This window comes from Streptomyces sp. NPDC102360 (assembly GCF_044766085.1).
In the GTDB taxonomy this organism is placed as follows: domain Bacteria; phylum Actinomycetota; class Actinomycetes; order Streptomycetales; family Streptomycetaceae; genus Streptomyces.
The window spans coordinates 487418-505630 of sequence record NZ_JBIWLG010000002.1; the positions used below are offsets into that span (position 1 = coordinate 487418).

Consider the following 18213-nt stretch of genomic DNA (forward strand, 5'->3'; position numbering starts at 1 on the left):
ACCCCTTCCAGTCCACTGGCGACCGCGGCGATCGATCATCGATCTTTCCAGGACCCGGAAACCCGCCCCTGACCTCGCCTGATCGATCATCGCTCACCTGAACAGCAAATGTTCCAGCTGAGCGAAACTAATGGCACGCAGTGCCTTGCCAGGCGTCACGGCGTGCCATACGTTGAAGGTGTCCGGGTGGCCGGCGCACAGAAAACTTCCGTGCGAGGGCTGTCCCCGCGAGGCACGCACGACCGTGATTCGCGCGCCCGGACGCCTGCGTCACAGGCAACCTTCCGCGCCACACCAAGCGCTGCCACAGCACCACCCCGCCGAACCGACGGCACTTCTCCAAAACATCAGCAGCCACATCCCGACTCAGCGATCCCCCTCAATCGCTCACCGCCGGAGGCACCACCGTGAAGGACATCCTGGACGCGATTCAGTCGCAGACCGCCACGTCTGCCGACTTCGCCGCCCTGCCGCTCCCCGACTCGTACCGCGCGATCACCGTGCACAAGGACGAGACGGAGATGTTCGCCGGGCTCAGCACCCGCGACAAGGACCCGCGCAAATCCATCCACCTGGACGACGTCCCGGTCCCCGAGCTCGGCCCCGGCGAGGCACTCGTCGCCGTGATGGCCTCCTCGGTCAACTACAACTCCGTCTGGACCTCGATCTTCGAGCCGATGGCGACCTTCGGATTCCTGGAGCGCTACGGCAAGTTGAGCGAACTGACGAAGCGTCACGATCTGCCGTACCACATCATCGGCTCCGACCTCGCGGGCGTCGTGCTGCGCACCGGTCCCGGCGTCAACGCCTGGCACCCGGGCGACGAGGTCGTCGCACACTGCCTCTCCGTCGAGCTGGAGTCGAGCGACGGCCACAACGACACGATGCTCGACCCCGAGCAGCGCATCTGGGGCTTCGAGACCAACTTCGGCGGCCTCGCCGAGATCGCGCTCGTGAAGTCCAACCAGCTGATGCCGAAGCCGGACCACCTCAGCTGGGAGGAGGCCGCCGCTCCCGGCCTCGTGAACTCCACCGCGTACCGGCAGTTGGTGTCCCGCAACGGCGCCGGCATGAAGCAGGGCGACAACGTCCTCATCTGGGGCGCGAGCGGCGGACTCGGCTCGTACGCCACGCAGTTCGCGCTCGCCGGCGGCGCCAACCCCATCTGTGTCGTCTCCTCCCCCGAGAAGGCCGACATCTGCCGGGCCATGGGCGCCGAGGCGGTCATCGACCGCAACGCCGAGGGCTACAAGTTCTGGAAGGACGAGCACAACCAGGACCCGCGCGAGTGGAAGCGGTTCGGCAAGCGGATCCGTGAACTCACCGGTGGCGAGGACGTCGACATCGTCTTCGAGCACCCCGGCCGCGAGACCTTCGGCGCCTCCGTCTACGTCACGCGCAAGGGCGGCACCATCGTCACCTGCGCCTCGACCTCCGGCTACAACCACGAGTACGACAACCGCTACCTGTGGATGTCGCTGAAGCGCATCATCGGCTCGCACTTCGCCAACTACCGCGAGGCGTGGGAGGCGAACCGCCTGATCGCCAAGGGCAAGATCCACCCGACGCTGTCGAAGGTCTACTCGCTGGAGGACACCGGGCAGGCCGCCTTCGACGTGCACCAGAACCGCCACCAGGGCAAGGTCGGCGTCCTCGCGCTCGCCCCCGAGGAGGGCCTCGGCGTGCGCGACCACGAGAAGCGGGCGCAGCACATCGACGCCATCAACCGGTTCCGGAACGTCTGAGACCTTCTGAACTCCCGTAGGAGACAGTGCAGATGACTGAGCGTCAGAAGGACCGGCCGTGGCTGATGCGCACGTACGCCGGTCACTCCACGGCCGAGGCGTCCAACGAGCTGTACCGGAACAACCTCGCCAAGGGGCAGACGGGTCTGTCGGTCGCCTTCGACCTGCCGACCCAGACCGGGTACGACCCCGACCACATCCTCGCGCGGGGTGAGGTCGGCCGCGTCGGCGTCCCGGTGTCCCACCTCGGTGACATGCGGCGGCTGTTCCAGGACATCCCCCTGGAGCAGATGAACACCTCGATGACCATCAACGCCACCGCCATGTGGACCCTGGCGCTCTACCAGGTCGTCGCGGAGGAGCAGGGCGCGGACATCGCGGCACTCCAGGGAACGACGCAGAACGACATCGTCAAGGAGTACCTGTCGCGGGGCACGCACGTGTTCCCGCCGGGCCCCTCGCTCCGGCTCACGACCGACATGATCACGTACACGGTCGCCAACATGCCGAAGTGGAACCCGATCAACATCTGCAGCTACCACCTCCAGGAGGCGGGGGCCACTCCGGTCCAGGAGATCGCCTACGCGATGTCCACCGCCATCGCGGTTCTCGATGCCGTACGCGACTCAGGGCAGGTCCCCGAGGAGAAGTTCGGGGACGTCGTGGCCCGCATCTCCTTCTTCGTGAACGCGGGAGTCCGGTTCATCGAGGAGATGTGCAAGATGCGGGCGTTCGGGCGGATCTGGGACCAGATCACGCGCGAGCGGTACGGCATCGAGAACGCGAAGCAGCGCCGCTTCCGCTACGGGGTGCAGGTCAACTCGCTCGGCCTCACCGAGGCCCAGCCGGAGAACAACGTCCAGCGGATCGTCCTCGAGATGCTGGCCGTGACGCTCTCCAAGGACGCGCGCGCCCGCGCCGTCCAACTCCCGGCCTGGAACGAGGCGTTGGGCCTCCCCCGGCCCTGGGACCAGCAGTGGTCCCTGCGCATCCAGCAGGTCCTCGCCCACGAGAGCGACCTGTTGGAGTACGAGGACATCTTCGCGGGCTCGCACGTCATCGAGAAGAAGGTCGACGAGCTGGTCGCCGAGTCCTTCGCCGAGATCGACCGGATCCAGGAGATGGGCGGCGCCATGGCCGCCGTCGAGTCCGGCTACCTCAAGTCGCAGCTCGTCTCCTCGCACGCCGAGCGCCGGGCCAAGATCGAGGCCGGCCAGGAGAAGATCGTCGGCGTCAACTGCTACGAGGGCACCGAGCCGAACCCGCTCACCGCCGACCTGGACACCGCGATCATGACGGTGGACCACGACGTCGAGGCCAGGGTCGTCGGCGCCATCGGCGACTGGCGCACGACGCGTGAGGAGTCCTCCGACCGGCAGGGCATGGGCGATCCGTTCCACTACCCGACCACCGGGCAGGCGCTCGACCGCCTCAAGGAGGCCGCGGCGGGTACGGAGAACCTCATGGAGGCCACCCTCGAATGCGCCCGCGCCGGCGTCACGACCGGCGAGTGGGCGGCGGCGCTGCGCGAGGTGTTCGGCGAGTTCCGCGCCCCCACGGGCGTCTCGTCGGCGCCGGTCGCGGTCACCGCCGAGGAGGGCACGCCGCTCGCGGAGGTCCGCGAGAAGGTCCGCCGCACCGGTGACGAACTGGGCGGCAAGCTCCGCCTGCTGGTCGGCAAGCCGGGCCTCGACGGGCACTCCAACGGCGCCGAGCAGATCGCCGTACGGGCCCGCGACGCCGGGTTCGAGGTGGTCTACCAGGGCATCCGGCTCACGCCCGACCAGATCGTGTCCGCCGCGCTCGCCGAGGACGTGCACTGCGTCGGCCTGTCGATCCTGTCCGGCTCGCACGCCGAGCTCGTGCCCGACGTGCTCGCCCGCCTCCGTGAGGCGGGCGCCACCGACATCCCCGTGATCGTCGGCGGCATCATCCCCAACGCCGACGCCGAGGACCTGAAGCGGGCGGGTGTGGCCGCCGTCTTCACCCCCAAGGACTTCGGCATCACGGAGATCATCGGCCGTATCGTCGACGAGATCCGCACAGCGAACCACCTCGACCCACTGGAGGTCCCCGCATGACCGCGCCTGTCAACCGCCTTCGCCCGCGCCGTTCGTGTCTGGCCGTGCCCGGCTCGAACCCGCGCTTCCTGGAGAAGGCCCAGGGCCTCGACGCCGACCAGGTCTTCCTCGACCTGGAGGACGCCTGCGCGCCACTCGCCAAGCCGGAGGCCCGGCACACCATCGTCAAGTTCCTCAACGAGGGCGACTGGACGGGCAAGACGCGCGTCGTGCGGGTCAACGACTGGACGACCGAGTGGACGTACCGGGACGTCGTGACCGTCGTCGAGGGCGCGGGCCAGAACCTCGACTGCATCATGCTGCCGAAGGTGCAGAGCGCCGAACAGGTCGTCGCGCTCGACCTCCTGCTCACGCAGATCGAGAAGACGATGGGCTTCGAGGTCGGGAAGATCGGCATCGAGGCGCAGATCGAGAACGCGCAGGGCCTCAACAACGTCAACGCGATCGCCGAGGCCTCGCCGCGCACCGAGACCATCATCTTCGGCCCGGCCGACTTCATGGCCTCCATCAACATGAAGTCCCTGGTCGTCGGCGAGCAGCCGCCCGGCTACGGCGCCGACGCGTACCACTACATCCTGATGAAGATCCTGATGGCGGCCCGCGCCAACGACCTCCAGGCGATCGACGGCCCGTACCTCCAGATCAAGAACGTCGACGGCTTCCGCGAGGTCGCGGGGCGTGCCGCAGCGCTCGGCTTCGACGGCAAGTGGGTCCTGCACCCCGGCCAGGTCGAGGCCGCCAACGAGGTCTTCTCGCCCTCCCAGGAGGACTACGACCACGCCGAGCTGATCCTGGACGCGTACGACTACTGCACGTCCGAGGCCGGCGGCAAGAAGGGCTCGGCGATGCTCGGCGACGAGATGATCGACGAGGCCAGCCGGAAGATGGCGCTCGTCATCTCCGGGAAGGGACGCGCGGCCGGCATGCAGCGCACGTCCAAGTTCGAGATCCCGGAGGCGTAGCGACATCATGCAGTTCGGCCGCACTTACGAAGAGTTCACCGTCGGGGACGTCTACAAGCACTGGCCCGGAAAGACGGTCACCGAGTACGACGACCATCTCTTCTGCCTCCTGACGATGAACCACCACCCGCTCCACATGGACTCGAACTATGCGGAGAAGACGACGGACTTCGGCAAGAACGTCGTCGTCGGGAACTACATCTACTCGCTCCTCCTCGGGATGTCCGTGCCGGACGTGTCGGGCAAGGCGATCGCCAATCTGGAGGTCGAGTCGCTCAAGCACGTGGCGCCGACCTTCCACGGCGACACCATCTACGGCGAGACGACGGTCCTGGACAAGACTCCGTCCAAGTCGAAATCGGACCGGGGCATCGTCTACGTGGAGACCAAGGGCTACAAGCAGGACGGCACGCTCGTCTGCGTCTTCCGCCGCAAGGTGATGGTGCCCACCGAGACGTACATCAAGGAGCGCGGCGGCGAACAGCCCGGCCGCCCGTCCCTCAAGTCGCAGGAGAAGTAGCCATGGCACGACTCGCCCAGACCGCCGGTCTCACCGACGTACAGCAGGAAATTCTGTCCACCGTCAGGGACTTCGTCGACAAAGAGATCCTCCCGGTCGCGACCGAACTCGAGCACCGGGACGAGTACCCGCAAGAGATCGTCGACGGGCTCAAGGAGTTGGGCCTGTTCGGGCTCATGATTCCCGAGGAGTACGGGGGCCTGGGCGAGTCGCTGCTCACCTACGCGCTGTGCGTGGAGGAGATAGCGCGCGGCTGGATGTCGGTCTCCGGCATCATCAACACCCACTTCATCGTCGCCTACATGCTCAAGCAACACGGGACACAGGAGCAGAAGGACCACTTCCTGCCCCGCATGGCGCTCGGCGAGGTGCGCGGCGCATTCTCCATGTCCGAACCGGGACTTGGCTCCGACGTGTCGGCCATCACGTCAAAGGCGGTTAAGGACGGCGACAGTTACCTTCTGAACGGCCAGAAGATGTGGCTGACGAACGGCGGTTCGTCAACGCTCGTGGCGGTTCTCACGCGAAGTGATGAAGGTCACCCGGAGGGCTCCGCACCCCACAAGTCGATGACGACCTTCCTCGTGGAGAAGGAACCGGGCTTCGGTGAAGTCCGTCCGGGCCTGACCATCCCCGGAAAGATCGACAAGATGGGGTACAAGGGCGTCGACACGACCGAACTCATCATGGATGACCTGCGCATTCCGGCCAATCGCGTACTGGGCGGGGAGACCGGCCGGGGCTTTTACCAAATGATGGACGGGGTGGAAGTCGGCCGCGTGAATGTCGCCGCGCGTGGCTGCGGCGTCGCACAGCGTGCATTTGAACTGGGTGTCGATTACGCGCAGCAACGGCACACTTTCGGAAAGCCCATCGCGCAGCACCAGGCGATCCAGTTCAAGTTGGCCGAGATGGCCACCAAGGTCGAGGCCGCCCATGCGATGATGGTCAATGCAGCACGCAAAAAGGACTCAGGGGAACGTAACGACCTCGAAGCAGGGATGGCCAAGTACCTGGCCTCCGAGTACTGCAAGGAAGTCGTCGAGGACGCGTTCCGGATCCACGGCGGCTACGGCTTCTCCAAGGAGTACGAGATCGAGCGCCTCTACCGCGAGGCACCGATGCTGCTGATCGGCGAAGGTACCGCCGAGATCCAGAAAATGATCATTGGTCGTCGACTCCTCGAGGAGTATCGATCCCAAGGCTGATCCTGGGCCAGATGTCCGTTTACGGGGTGTTTCTTCGCGAAGAAGATCACACCCCGTAGGCGCGCTCCGGGGGACGCCTACCGTCCGATGTGGCTTCCTGGCTTGCCCAGTTGTGGCTCGCAACCGATAGCATCCCCGGAAAAGCCGCCGTCCCCCCGTAAACTGCGCGGCCTCATCCGCTACGAAGGTCATCCATGCCCCACAGCCAAATCTCTGCACCACGCGACGGCGTCCTCAAGGGACGTCTTGCGCGCGGAGCCTCGCCGTGGCTTCTCCCGACCGTCGCCACGGCTGCCCTCAGCCTGGCGCGCTCGCGTCGCTCCAAGAAGGCAGCAGCACTCGCCGTCCCGACCACCGCTCTGGCGGCCGGCATGCTGTGGTTCTTCCGCGACCCCGAGCGCGAGATCGCCGATGGCCGGGTCATCTCCCCGGCCGACGGTGTGGTGCAGAGCATCATGCCGTGGAAGGACGGGCGCACCCGCGTCGCGATCTTCATGAGCCCGCTGAACGTGCACGTGAACCGCGCTCCCCTCGCGGGCACGGTCACGTCGGTCGAGCACATCCCCGGTGGTTTCGTTCCCGCCTTCAACAAGGAGAGCGAGAACAACGAGCGGGTGGTGTGGCACTTCGACACCGAGCTCGGTGACATCGAGATGGTCCAGATCGCCGGCGCCGTCGCCCGCCGCATCGTGCCCTACATCCCCCAGGGCACGAAGGTCGAGCAGGGCGAGCGGATCGGCCTGATCCGCTTCGGTTCGCGTGTCGACATCTACCTCCCTGAGGGCGTCGAGGCCGACGTCGAGGTCGGCCAGAAGACGGTGGCTGGGGTGACCCGAATTGACCGTGACTGACCACGAGACTCCGGCCTGGGCCGACGACGACGTGGCGGACGACGCGGAGGAGATGCCGCTGTCCCTCCGCCTGTCGATAGCGGACACCCTCACGCTGGGCAACGCCACGTGCGGCTTCATGGCCGTCTACTTCACGACGACCGGGATCCTGATCCCGCACATCCAGGGCAGCTCGGACTCCGGCATGGCGCGGCACTCCGCCGCGACCGCCGTGATCCTGATGCTCGCCGCCGCGATCTTCGACCTGTTCGACGGTCTGGTGGCGCGCAAGCTGCGGTCCTCGCCCATGGGCGCGGAGCTGGACAACCTGTCGGACCTGATCAGCTTCGGTCTGGCGCCCGCTTACTTCGTGCTCGTGTACGGGATGGTCGCCGACGACGCACACCAGAGAGTCGCGGCGGTGGGCGCGATCGTTGTGCTGCTGGCGGTGGTGCTGAGGCTTGCGCGGTTCTCGTGCGTGACCGTGAAGGACGGCACGTTCCAGGGGATGCCGTCGCCGTTTGGCGCGCTGACCGTCGTCTCGATCGTGCTGCTCGAGCTGCCCTTCGTGGCGACGCTCCTCGCGATCATCGGTACGGCGTGGCTCATGGTGAGCCGTGTCGAGTACCCGAAGCCGCGGGGGCGGCTCGCCGTGGCGATGCTGGGGTGGATCGTGGCGAGCATGGGGCTCCTGGCGGCGTGGGCGTTCGACGCGCCCGGCGGGCAGCTGCTTCTCGCGATGGGCTGCACGCTTCAGGTGGTCCTGGGCGCGGTCATCCCGTTGTTCGCGACGGCTCGTCGTGTGAACAATTTCCGGGACAACCGGCGTGAGGCGCGGGCCGCGCAGTTGCCGTAGCCCGGCGGAACGTGTGGGCGGTGGGCCCGAACCGGATCGGTTCGGGCCCACCGCCTTTTGTGCGTGTCACCGGCACCGTGGTTGCGGCCTCGGGGCTCCGCCCCGGACCCCGCGCCTCAAACGCCGGCGGGGCTGAGAATGCTCAACCGCCGCCGAGCCGCAAGCGTGCCGCCCGCCTTGGGCAATCTGCCGCCAGGGGCGGCAGGGTGGGCAAGGCGGCACCCCGGCGCGGGCAGCGCCTTCGGACGAGCCCCGCCACGGTGCCGCCTAGGCCACCTCCTCCAGGAAGCCCCCCGACTGGTGCTGCCAGAGTTTGGCGTAGGTGCCGTGGGCTGCCAGGAGCTCGGTGTGGCTGCCCTGCTCCACGATGCGGCCGTGGTCGAGGACGACCAGGCTGTCCATGCCGGCCACCGTGCTCAGACGGTGGGCGACCACGAGCGCTGTGCGGCCCTCCATGAGCTGCCAGAGCGCCTCCTGCACGAGCAGCTCGCTCTCCGAGTCGAGCGCGCTGGTCGCCTCGTCCAGGAGCAGGATCGGCGCGTCCCGCAGGATCGCGCGGGCGAGCGCGACCCGCTGGCGCTGGCCGCCTGAGAGCTTGATGCCGCGCTCCCCGACCATCGTGTCGAACCCCTCCGGCAGCGCGTCCGCGAACTCGGTGACGTGTGCCGCCTCCGCCGCCCGCCGGACCTCCGCCGCGCTCGCCCCAGGCCGGGCGAAGGCGATGTTCTCGCGCAGGCTGCGGTGGAACATGGCCGGGTCCTGGGGGACGTACGCGATCAAGGACCGCAGGTCGGCCTGGCGCAGCTTGGAGATGTCCTGGCCGTCGATCAGGATCCGGCCGCCGTCGATGTCCATCATGCGCAGGAGCAGGCGGGTGAGGGTCGTCTTGCCGCCGCCCGAGCGGCCGACCAGGCCGAGCCGTGTGCCACCGGGCACGGTCAGGTCGAGCCCGGTGAACAGCGGCTCGGCGCCCGCGTGCGTGTACGCGACCCGCTCGAAGCGGACGGCGGCGGCCGAGGTCTCCTGCGGCTCCTCGGGCTCGGCCGGGTCGAGCACCTTCGGTTTGTCCCGCAGCAGCTCCGTGAACTGGGCCGCCTCCGTCATGGCACGCTCCAGACGGCGGTAGATCTGGTTGAACTCGAACATGATCCGCGTCGCGTTGGTGAAGTACGTGAACGCGACGACGATCGCCTCGACGCCCTGGCCGCTGCCCGCGAGGGCGACGGCCAGCAGCAGTCCGAGGGCGTTGGTCAGCACGGAGAGCGGGGCGACGACGGTGTCCACGCGCAGATTGCCGTAGTCCCAGGCCCGCAGGATGTGGCCGCGCGCGTCCGCGACCCGCTCCCGGTGCTCGGCGGCCTCGCGCTCCTCGGCGGCGAAGGCGCGGACCGTCTCCATGTTCATCAGGCTGTCGGCGACGTGCCCCGACATGTGGGTGAAGGCCGCTTCACGCGCGTTGACCAGCTTCTGGCGGCGCCGGATCAGCGGCCGCACACAGAGCCCGGTGATCGCGATCATCGCGAGGAGCACGACGACGAGCCACGGCTCGTACCGCCACAGCACCACCGAACCGAAGATGATCGGCACGAAGCTGGCCATCACGTTGAAGATCAGTACGTCGGCGAACTCCTCGAAACGCGAGGCGAAGCTCAGGACGCGCTTGGTGAGCGAGCCGGCGAAGTTGTCGTGGAAGAACGTGGCGTCCTTCGCGTACAGCTCGTCCATGCCGATCACGTACAGGCGCGAGATGGCGCCCGCCTCGAGCCGGTTGATGCAGTGGAATCCGATGCGCCACAGCACCTCGGCGGCGAGGAGCACCCCGGCGAAGGCGAGGACGTACGGCAGCATCGCGTGGACGGTGCGCTCACCGCCGTCGGCGAGGTGGCCGACGAGCTTGGCGACGACGAGCGGCGCCAGGTAGAAGAGGCCGATGTTGCCGAGCGCGGGCAGCAGCATCGCGGGGACCGCGAACCGGCGCGCCCGGGCCAGCTCCCGTCCGTAGTAGCGGAGTGCGAGCAGTACCGAACCGCGGCTCGGTGGCACTTCGCGCAATGAGGTCAATCCGATCCCGTCCCTTGGGTGTTGGAGGGGTGTGGGTTTCCGGCCGTGAGGTGGGGCCGGACATCGGAGTGTCCCGTGGCGAAGTGTCGGCGGTCCACGTGTTTTCGGGGTGACCGTACGTGTTCCGGCCGGGCCGGGCGCATCGGGATGCGCCCGGCGCCGCCGCCGCGCGCGGGCGTCAACTCACCTTGGGTGCAAAGCCCTTGGCCTCCTCGGACTCGGACGGCTGACGTACGACCTTCATGCCGCCGACCGCCGACTTGTCGGGCTGGAGGATCACCGATTCGTGCGAGGACGGGGCCTTCGGGTCGCTGAAGTCCTGGGTGACACCGAAGCCGTTCTCGAAGTCGCTCAGGGACAGCAGGGCCTTGTCGACGCCCTCGCGTGTGAGGTCCTTGCCCTCGCAGGCCTTCTTCAGGGCCTCGCCGAACACGGCCGCGGCGGTCCAGCCCGCGACGACGCCGTTGTCCAGCGAGTCCTTCGGGTACGCCTTCTTGTAGTCGGCGACGAGCTTCTTCGCCTCCGGGGTGTCCCCACCGATCGGCAGCGACGGTGAGGCGACCCAGTAGTTCTTCAGGAGGGCCGGGGCCGCCTGCGTGCCCAACAGCTGTGGAGAGTACGCCGAGTTGTTGCCGATGATCGGCGCGTTCAGCTTCGCCGCCGCCGCGACGCCGACGAGGGAAGCCGCCTGGCGCGGGCCCGCGCTGATCACGACGCCCTTGACTCCGGCCTTCTTCAGGGCGGAGACCTGGGCGGTCATGTCGTTGTCGGTCGGCTTGATCTTCTGCTCGACGACGGTGAGGCCGGCCTCCTTCGCCATGTACTGGGAGCCTTGAAGCGCGTTCTCGCCGTAGTCGCCCTCGAAGTAGACGTGGCCGAGCTTGTCGCCCTTCTTCAGGCCCTTCTCCTTCATCAGGAAGTCGATCGCGTTGATCGTCTCGATGTCGTACGTCGAGCCGATGACGCGCACGTACGGGCTGCCGAGCAGATGCGCCGACCAGGCCTGCGGGAGTACGAGGGCCTTGTCCTGGCCGATGCGGTTCTTGACGGCGGCGACGAACGGCGAGCCGAGGAACTGCGGGAAGCCGAGCACGTCGGGCGCAAGCTCCGTGTAGCCGGCGACGGCCTTCTGCGGGTCGTAGCCGTGGTCGCGCACCGTGAGCTTGGCCTTGTAGCCGCAGGCGCCACCGGCCGCGTTGAACTGCTTCACGTACAGCTGCTGCGCCTGGGTGACACTCTTGCCGAGCGTCGCGTAGACGCCGGTCATGTCGGTGAGGACGCCCAGGTTGATCGTCTTGCCGGTGATGCCCGTGCCCGTCTTGATGCCGCCGGCGCTCTGCTTGTCGCCCTCGCCGTCGTCCTTCGCCTTGGAGCTGCACGCGGCGGTCAGCGCGAGCAGGGTGGCCACGGCGGTCACCGTGAGCATGCGGGTGCGGCCGTGCGAGTGAGATGGGGTCATGCGTCCTCCTGAGGGTGCTTCCTGGCGCGCCGGCCGGTCAGCCGCACAAGTCCGCCGGGTAGGAAAAGGACCACCGCCACGACGGCGGCTCCGTACAGATAGCGGGACGCCTCGCCGGGGGCCACGCCGCCCGTGCCGGGGGCGGAGACCAGGGGCAGGGCGTCGCTGTAGCGGGTGAGCAGTTGCGGCAGCAGCGAGACGAAGGCCGCGCCGACGACGGCGCCCGCCACGGATCCCAGGCCACCGATGACGATCATGGCGAGGTATTCGAGGGAGAGCGTGATGCCGAAGTAGTCGGGCACGGTGCGCTGGAAGACCAGGGCGAGCAGGACGCCCGCGAGCCCCGCGTACATCGACGACAGTACGAAGACGAAGCCGCGGTAGCGGGCGACGGGCACGCCGAGCACCCCGGCCGCGATCCGGTGGTCGCGGATCGCGTTGAGGGCGCGCCCCGGCCGTCCGCGCAGCACTCCGCGGGCGAAGAGTCCGCAGCCGAACGTGAGCAGCAGTCCCAGGTACCAGAGTTTCTCCGAGGCGCCGAACGGCACGCCCGCGACGGCGAGTTCGCTGTCGTCGAAGGTGAGGCCGAACAGGCTCATGGCGGGTACGTCGCGCCCGTTGGCGCCGCCCGTCAGGTCCTCGGCGTTGAACAGGACGTGCTGCCCGATGAAGATCAGCGCGAGGGTCGCGATGCCGAGATACGCGCCCTTGAGGCGGCCCGCGATGGGGCTGAACAGGCCGCCCGCGACGCCCGCGACGAGCACCGCGAGTACGGCCGCGAGCCACGACGGCAGGCCGAGCCCGTTCAGGGTCTGGCCCCGCTCCCCCGCGAACACGCAGTACCCGTAGGCGCCGACGGCGAGGAAGAAGGCGTGTCCCATGGAGAGTTGACCGGTCGCGCCGGTCAGCAGGTTGAGCCCGATGGCGCCGATGGCCGCGGCCATGGCGAACAGGCCCGCCTGCAGCCAGAAGCGCTCCAGGTAGAACGGCAGGGCGAGCAGCAGGAGGGCGCAGGCCGCGATGACGTACGTACGACGGCGCGAGAGGAGTACGCGCAGTGAACTGCCGTACATGGTCCGGGACTTGACCGGTTTGGCATCCGAGGCGAGTACGTCAGACACGGGCGAGCTCCTTCGTCCCGAAGAGCCCCGAGGGCCGCAGCAGCAGGATCACGGTCATCACGAGATAGGGCGCGACATCGCCGAGGCCACGGCCCATGAAGGCGAGTTCGCTCTGGTAGCCGGCGGCGAGGGACTCGGTGACGCCGACGATGAGCCCGCCGACGAGCGCGCCGGTGGTGGAGTCGAGTCCGCCGAGGATCGCGGCGGGGAACGCCTTCAACGCGGCCAGTGACGTGGCCCGTTCGAGGCCCGGCGTCGGGAAGACGGTCAGGAAGAGGGCGGCGACGGCGGCGAGCCCGCCCGCCACCGCCCACGCGCCGAGCGACACCCGCCCGAGCCGTACGCCCATCAGCGCGGCGGTCTCGCTGCTCTCGGCGGCGGCGCGCATCGCGACACCCCACGAGGTGTAGCGGAAGGTGAGCAGGAACGCGGTGATGAGCAGGGCCGCGGCGGCGAACGCGGCGATCCGGGTGTGCGCGATCGAGACCCCGCCGACGGTGAGCACGGCGTCGCCCCACGGGTCCCCCATGGCGAGCACGTCGGTGCCGAGGCGGCGGGTGAGTTCGGTGGTCAGGAGGATGTCGACGCCGATGGTGACGATGGCGAGGACACTGTGGTCGCGCCCCCGGTAGCGCCGCATCACGAGGAACTCGACGGCTGCGCCGACGACGGCCGCCGCCGCGATGCCGACCCCGACCGCGGGCCAGAACCCGATGTCGTCGTGGAGCGACGCGATGACGTAGCCGCCGGCGAGCAGCAGCGACGCGTGGGCGAAGTTGACGACCTCGGTGGCCCGGAAGATGACGACGAAGCCGAGCGCGATGAGAGCGTAGACGGAGCCCATCGAGACGCCGTTGATGAGGAGTTCGAGAAACGTCGAGAGATCAGTCATGCTGCGGGCCCTCCGGCGTTGTCCTGCTGATCGTCGGGCGTGCCCAGGTACGCCTGGACCACCGCCGGGTCGTTCTGCACCCGCTCCGGGGGCCCGCCCGCGATGCGGCGGCCGAAGTCGAGGACCGTCACCTCGTCGGCGAGCCGCATGACGACGCCCATGTCGTGTTCGACCAGGACGATCGAGATGCCGAGGCTGTCGCGGACGCCCGCGATGACGGCGGCGGTGCGGCGGCGTTCGTCGGCGGTCATGCCGGCGACGGGCTCGTCGAGGAGGAGGAGCCTCGGCTCCATGCACAGGGCGCGGGCGAGTTCGGCGAGCTTCTGCGCGCCGTAGGGCAACGAGCCGGTGGGTGCGGCGAGTTGGTCGGCGATACCGACGAACTCGGCGATCTCCCGGGCCCGTTCGCGGTGGGCGCGCTCCTCACGGGTCGCCGAAGGCAGCCGCAGGCCCGCCGCGACGAAGCCCGCGCGGGTCAGCCGGTGCCGGCCGAGCAGCAGGCTGTCGGCGACCGTCGTCTGCGGCGGCAGGGCGAGGTTCTGGAAGGTGCGGGCGACACCGAATTCGGCGATGCGGTGCGGGGGCAGGCCGGTGAGTTCTCGCTCGCCGAGGTGGACGGTGCCGGAGGTGGCCCGGTAGACGCCGGAGAGCACGTTGAAGGTGGTGGACTTGCCCGCGCCGTTCGGCCCGATGACGGCGTGCACCGTGCCCGGCTCGACGGTCAGGCCGATGGCGTCGAGGGCGGTGAGGCCCGCGAAGCGTACGGTCAAGTCCCTTACGTACAGGGGCGGTACGTCGTTCGTAGTGGTCGCGGTCGGCGCGGTCGTCATCGAGGTACACCTCCCCAGCGGCTCAGCGTCGGCGTGTGCGCGGCCCCGCCGGTGGCGGCCGCGGCGTCCGATGCGGCCGTCTCGTCGACCACGCCCAGGTAGCGGCGGCGCACCTCGTCGGAGCCCGCGAGTTCGTCGGCGCGGCCGTGCAGGGTGATCTCGCCGACCTCCAGGACGTACGCGTACGAGGCGAGGCGGAGCGCGAGCGCCGCGTTCTGCTCGACGAGGAGTACGGAGACCGAGCGGTCGCCCTGGGCGTTGATCTCGCGGATCGTGTCGGCGATCCTGGCGGCCATCAGCGGGGCGAGGCCCAGCGACGGTTCGTCCAGGAGCAGCAGTTTCGGCGCGGCCATCAGGGCGCGGCCCACGGCGAGCATCTGCTGCTCGCCGCCGGACAGCAGGCCTGCCCGCTGCTGCGCCCGGTCGGCGAGCACGGGGAACAGTTCGTGCACGCGCCGCAGCGCCGCCGCCTTGTCGGCCCGCGAGCCGTGCGAGCCGAGCGCCCCGGCCCGCAGATTGTCCGCGACGGTCATCCGGGCGAACACCCGCCGCCCCTCGGGGACTTGGCAGACCCCGGCGGCCACCACGCGGTCGGCGGACAGGCCGCCGATCCTTCGCCCGCCGAAGTCCACGGTGCCGGACCTCACCGCCCCGCCGTGGAAGCCGAGGGTGCGCGAGACGGCGCGCAGCAGTGTCGTCTTGCCCGCGCCGTTGCCGCCGAGCACCGCGACGATGGAGCGCGCCGGCACCTCCAGGCTCACGCCGCGCAGCGCGCGGACGGGCCCGTAGCCGACGGACACGTCGTCGACGACAAGCCCGGCTTCTTCTGTCTTGCTCACATCGGTCACTGTGTGCGTCCCTCCCTGGACCGGTGGCGCTCACGACAGCACCGTGCGGACGGGCCCGTCCACGGGCGGCCCGCGAATCGCTGCGCGGGCCCAGCGCCCGCCCGCCCCGGTTGTGCCCGCGCACAAGACCGCGTGTCAGGGGCCTGCCGGGGAGGCGGGGCGGGTGGCATCCTCCGCACAGGCAAGTCGGTCCTTTGCCGCCGCTTTACGAGTAGTTGGGGAGGGGCGATGGGCGCACGCAAGCACCGCACGGGTCAGGACTGGAAGCTGCTGAAGGAGGCCTGCGGCACGCTGCTCGACCGGGTGCCGGAGCTCGTCGACGAGCATCTGCGGCAGCTGTTCGCGTACTCGGACGTCTACGCGCGCGTGCTGCCCTACGACGATCAGTGGCGGGAGGCCGAGCAGGCGATGCGCATCGGCGTCGAGACGATCTCGGCGCCCCGTGACTCGCCGCGCAGGGACCTGGAGTACGCCGAGGACGCGGGCCGGCGCCGGGCGGGGCAGGGCCTGCCGCTCGACCTGCTGATCCACGCCTACCGCAACGCGGGGTATCTCGTCTGGGACGCCCTGATGGAGAGCGCGGGCGGCGAACCGGCGCGGCTCAAGGCGCTGATGCGGTCGGCGACGATGGTGTGGGCGGCGGTCGACGCGCAGGCCGAGGCGGCCTCGGAGGCGTACCGGGCAACGGAGTTGGAGCTGCGGCGCCGTACCGACGAGCAGACGCAGGCACTGCTCGACGCGCTCCTCGACGGCCGCCCCGCTCCGGGCCTCGCGGCGCGCGCGGCGGCCGGTCTCGACCTGCCCGAGCACGGCCCCTACGCGGTCGTGGTGCTCCGCGTGGAGCGCCAGAACGGCCGGGAGGCCTTCCACCGGCGCATCCAGGACCCGCGGTGTCGGTTCGTGTGGCGGATGCGGGCGGACTGTGAGGTGGGGGTGGCGGCGCTCGGTGCGGGCCGCACGCTGGACGATCTGGCGGCGCTGCTCGACGGCCGCTGTCCGGGCCCCGGCGGGGTCAGCCCCGTCGTCAAGGGCCTCGCCGAGCTCGGCCACGCCCGCCGCCTGGCCGAGCTCGCGCTGCGCACCTGTCCTCCGGAGACGACGGGGGTGGTGCGCCTGGACGAGCGGATGCCGACGGCCCTGGTGGTGAGCCAGCCGGACCTCGCCCAGCGGCTGGTGTCGGGCGTCTTCGGCGAACTGCTGACGCTCGAACCGGCCGACCGGGCGGTCCTGTTGGAGACGCTGGACGCGTGGCTGGCGTGCGAGGGGTCGGCGGGGCGGGCGGCGGGGCGCCTGTACTGCCACCGCAACACGGTCTTCAACCGCCTGCGCAGACTGGAACAGCTGACGTCACGCTCGCTGTCACGGCCCCGGGACCTGATGGAGATGACCCTGGCCCTGGACGCGTACCGCTTGTCACCGGGGTGAGGCCACGGGGCTCCGCTGCTCAATCGCCGCAGGGGCTTGAAATATCAAGCCCCGCCGGCGATTGAGGCGATGCAGCTCCGCAGGAGCTTGATGTGCCCACCCGCCGCCTTTGGGCGGCAAGGCGGCACCCCGGTGCCGCGCAACGAGAACCGAGGGCGTCGCCCTGGCTCAGCGCAAGAAGTCCGTTCCGATGCGCTCCGCCACGTCCTCCAGGATCGGCCCCGCCTCGGCGATGCAGCGTGCCACGTCCGGCTCCACGTCCGTGAGTGCGTACGCCCGGCGGATCCCGGCCCGCCCCAGCACCTCCGGTGCCAGCGCCAGGCGGCCGCAGACCGCGACGACCTCCACGCCCGCCGCCCGCGCCGCCGCGGCGACGCCCGCAGGGGCCTTGCCGTGCAGCGTCTGCTCGTCCAGGGAGCCCTCGCCGGTGATCACGAGCTCGGCCCGCTCCAGCGCGGGCGCGAAGCCCAGGACGTCGAGCATGACCTCGATGCCGGGCCGGAAGCTCGCACCGAGTCCGACCAGCGCCCCGTACCCGATGCCACCCGCGGCACCGGCCCCCGGCGACTCCGCGTACTCGAGCGCCTTGGGTCCCACCGACTCGGAGAGCACCTTCGCGAAGTGGGCGAGTGCCGCGTCGAGTTCGGCGACGTCCTCGGGAGTGGCGCCCTTCTGCGGACCGTAGATCGCGGGCGCGCCCTTCGGCCCGGTGAGCGGGTTGTCGACGTCGCTCGCCAGGACGAGTTCGACCTCGGCAAGACGCGCGTCGAGCCCCGACAGATCGGCCGACGCGAGATGCGCGAGGGCGCCGCCGCCTGGCCCGACCGGCTCGCCCTCCGCGTCGAGGAGCCGCGCGCCGAGCGCGGCCAGCATCCCCGCGCCGCCGTCCGTCGTGGCGCTGCCGCCCACACCGAACACGATCGAGCGCGCCCCGGCGTCCAGCGCGGCGGTGATCACCTCGCCGGACCCGTACGTCGTCGCCGTCAGCGGCGCGAACTCGCCCTCGGGGAGGAGCTGAAGGCCCGACGCCTCCGCCATCTCCACGACGGCCGTGCCCTCGCGCAGCGCGTACGCGGCGACGACCGGCTCGCCGAGGGGCCCGGTCACCGGTACCTCGCGGCGCTCGAACCCGGCCGCGACCGCCGCCGCCACCGTCCCGTCGCCGCCGTCCGCGACCGGCACGGACTCCACCGTGACCTCGGGCGCGATCCGGTGCAGACCCGCCGTCACACGCTGTGCGACCTGCACGGCGGTGAGCGAGCCCTTGAACTTGTCCGCCGCGATCAACACGTGCCGCGCGGCCTGTGCAGCGTCCGCCACCTTGCTCTCCCCTTGCTGTTGCGCCTTGCTCCAGGCAAGGCAGTCGCGCCGCTGC

The 18213-nt window shown here is 69.7% G+C and carries 15 protein-coding genes; 8 read left to right on the forward strand and 7 right to left on the reverse strand.

What is annotated here, in order from left to right; translation table 11 throughout:
- Positions 1 to 407: 407 nt before the first annotated feature.
- From ccrA to pssA, 7 genes are all read left to right on the forward strand, one after another.
- The gene (ccrA, locus tag ACIRHA_RS11675) at positions 408 to 1745 is read left to right on the forward strand and encodes a crotonyl-CoA carboxylase/reductase (protein WP_403843232.1); all 1338 of its coding nucleotides are present in this window, start codon (positions 408 to 410) and stop codon (positions 1743 to 1745) included.
- Positions 1746 to 1777: 32 nt separating this feature from the next.
- Positions 1778 to 3826 carry a protein meaA gene (locus ACIRHA_RS11680; protein WP_403843234.1) on the forward strand — a complete coding sequence of 683 codons (2049 nt, stop codon included), beginning with the start codon at positions 1778 to 1780 and terminating at the stop codon, positions 3824 to 3826.
- Positions 3823 to 4788: an HpcH/HpaI aldolase/citrate lyase family protein gene (locus tag ACIRHA_RS11685; protein ID WP_403843236.1), complete on the forward strand. Its 966-nt coding sequence runs from the start codon at positions 3823 to 3825 to the stop codon at positions 4786 to 4788. The genes ACIRHA_RS11680 and ACIRHA_RS11685 overlap by 4 nt, the downstream gene beginning before the upstream one ends.
- 7 nt (positions 4789 to 4795) lie before the next feature.
- On the forward strand, positions 4796 to 5308 hold the full coding sequence (locus ACIRHA_RS11690) for a MaoC family dehydratase (RefSeq protein WP_403843238.1): 513 nt from the start codon (positions 4796 to 4798) through the stop codon (positions 5306 to 5308).
- A 2-nt stretch (positions 5309 to 5310) separates the two neighbouring features.
- Complete coding sequence (locus tag ACIRHA_RS11695) at positions 5311 to 6516, forward strand: acyl-CoA dehydrogenase family protein (protein WP_403843241.1); 1206 nt, start codon at positions 5311 to 5313, stop codon at positions 6514 to 6516.
- Positions 6517 to 6710: 194 nt separating this feature from the next.
- The gene (locus ACIRHA_RS11700; protein WP_399239085.1) at positions 6711 to 7367 is read left to right on the forward strand and encodes a phosphatidylserine decarboxylase; all 657 of its coding nucleotides are present in this window, start codon (positions 6711 to 6713) and stop codon (positions 7365 to 7367) included.
- A gap of 52 nt (positions 7368 to 7419) precedes the next feature.
- Positions 7420 to 8202 carry a CDP-diacylglycerol--serine O-phosphatidyltransferase gene (pssA, locus tag ACIRHA_RS11705; RefSeq protein WP_403844445.1) on the forward strand — a complete coding sequence of 261 codons (783 nt, stop codon included), beginning with the start codon at positions 7420 to 7422 and terminating at the stop codon, positions 8200 to 8202.
- 267 nt (positions 8203 to 8469) lie between these two features.
- On the opposite strand, the gene ACIRHA_RS11710 is transcribed toward pssA, so the two are convergent.
- From ACIRHA_RS11710 to ACIRHA_RS11735, 6 genes are all read right to left on the reverse strand, one after another.
- On the reverse strand, positions 8470 to 10245 hold the full coding sequence (locus tag ACIRHA_RS11710) for an ABC transporter ATP-binding protein (protein WP_403843244.1): 1776 nt from the start codon (positions 10243 to 10245) through the stop codon (positions 8470 to 8472).
- Between the two features lie 196 nt (positions 10246 to 10441).
- Complete coding sequence (locus tag ACIRHA_RS11715; protein ID WP_403843246.1) at positions 10442 to 11722, reverse strand: ABC transporter substrate-binding protein; 1281 nt, start codon at positions 11720 to 11722, stop codon at positions 10442 to 10444.
- The gene (locus ACIRHA_RS11720; RefSeq protein ID WP_403844447.1) at positions 11719 to 12795 is read right to left on the reverse strand and encodes a branched-chain amino acid ABC transporter permease; all 1077 of its coding nucleotides are present in this window, start codon (positions 12793 to 12795) and stop codon (positions 11719 to 11721) included. The genes ACIRHA_RS11715 and ACIRHA_RS11720 overlap by 4 nt, the downstream gene beginning before the upstream one ends.
- 40 nt (positions 12796 to 12835) lie before the next feature.
- A complete protein-coding gene (locus ACIRHA_RS11725) occupies positions 12836 to 13735 on the reverse strand; it encodes a branched-chain amino acid ABC transporter permease (RefSeq protein WP_403843249.1) in 900 nt (299 codons plus the stop codon).
- Positions 13732 to 14565: an ABC transporter ATP-binding protein gene (locus tag ACIRHA_RS11730; protein ID WP_403843252.1), complete on the reverse strand. Its 834-nt coding sequence runs from the start codon at positions 14563 to 14565 to the stop codon at positions 13732 to 13734. The genes ACIRHA_RS11725 and ACIRHA_RS11730 overlap by 4 nt, the downstream gene beginning before the upstream one ends.
- Positions 14562 to 15404, reverse strand: a complete 843-nt coding sequence (locus ACIRHA_RS11735; protein WP_403843255.1) for an ABC transporter ATP-binding protein — start codon at positions 15402 to 15404, stop codon at positions 14562 to 14564. The genes ACIRHA_RS11730 and ACIRHA_RS11735 overlap by 4 nt, the downstream gene beginning before the upstream one ends.
- Before the next feature lie 237 nt (positions 15405 to 15641).
- Between ACIRHA_RS11735 and ACIRHA_RS11740 the strand changes: the two genes are divergently transcribed.
- On the forward strand, positions 15642 to 16838 hold the full coding sequence (locus ACIRHA_RS11740; RefSeq protein ID WP_403843258.1) for a helix-turn-helix domain-containing protein: 1197 nt from the start codon (positions 15642 to 15644) through the stop codon (positions 16836 to 16838).
- Positions 16839 to 17006: 168 nt separating this feature from the next.
- Here the strand turns inward: ACIRHA_RS11740 and ACIRHA_RS11745 are convergent, their stop codons facing one another.
- Positions 17007 to 18158: a glycerate kinase gene (locus ACIRHA_RS11745; protein WP_403843261.1), complete on the reverse strand. Its 1152-nt coding sequence runs from the start codon at positions 18156 to 18158 to the stop codon at positions 17007 to 17009.
- Between the last annotated feature and the right edge of the window lie 55 nt (positions 18159 to 18213).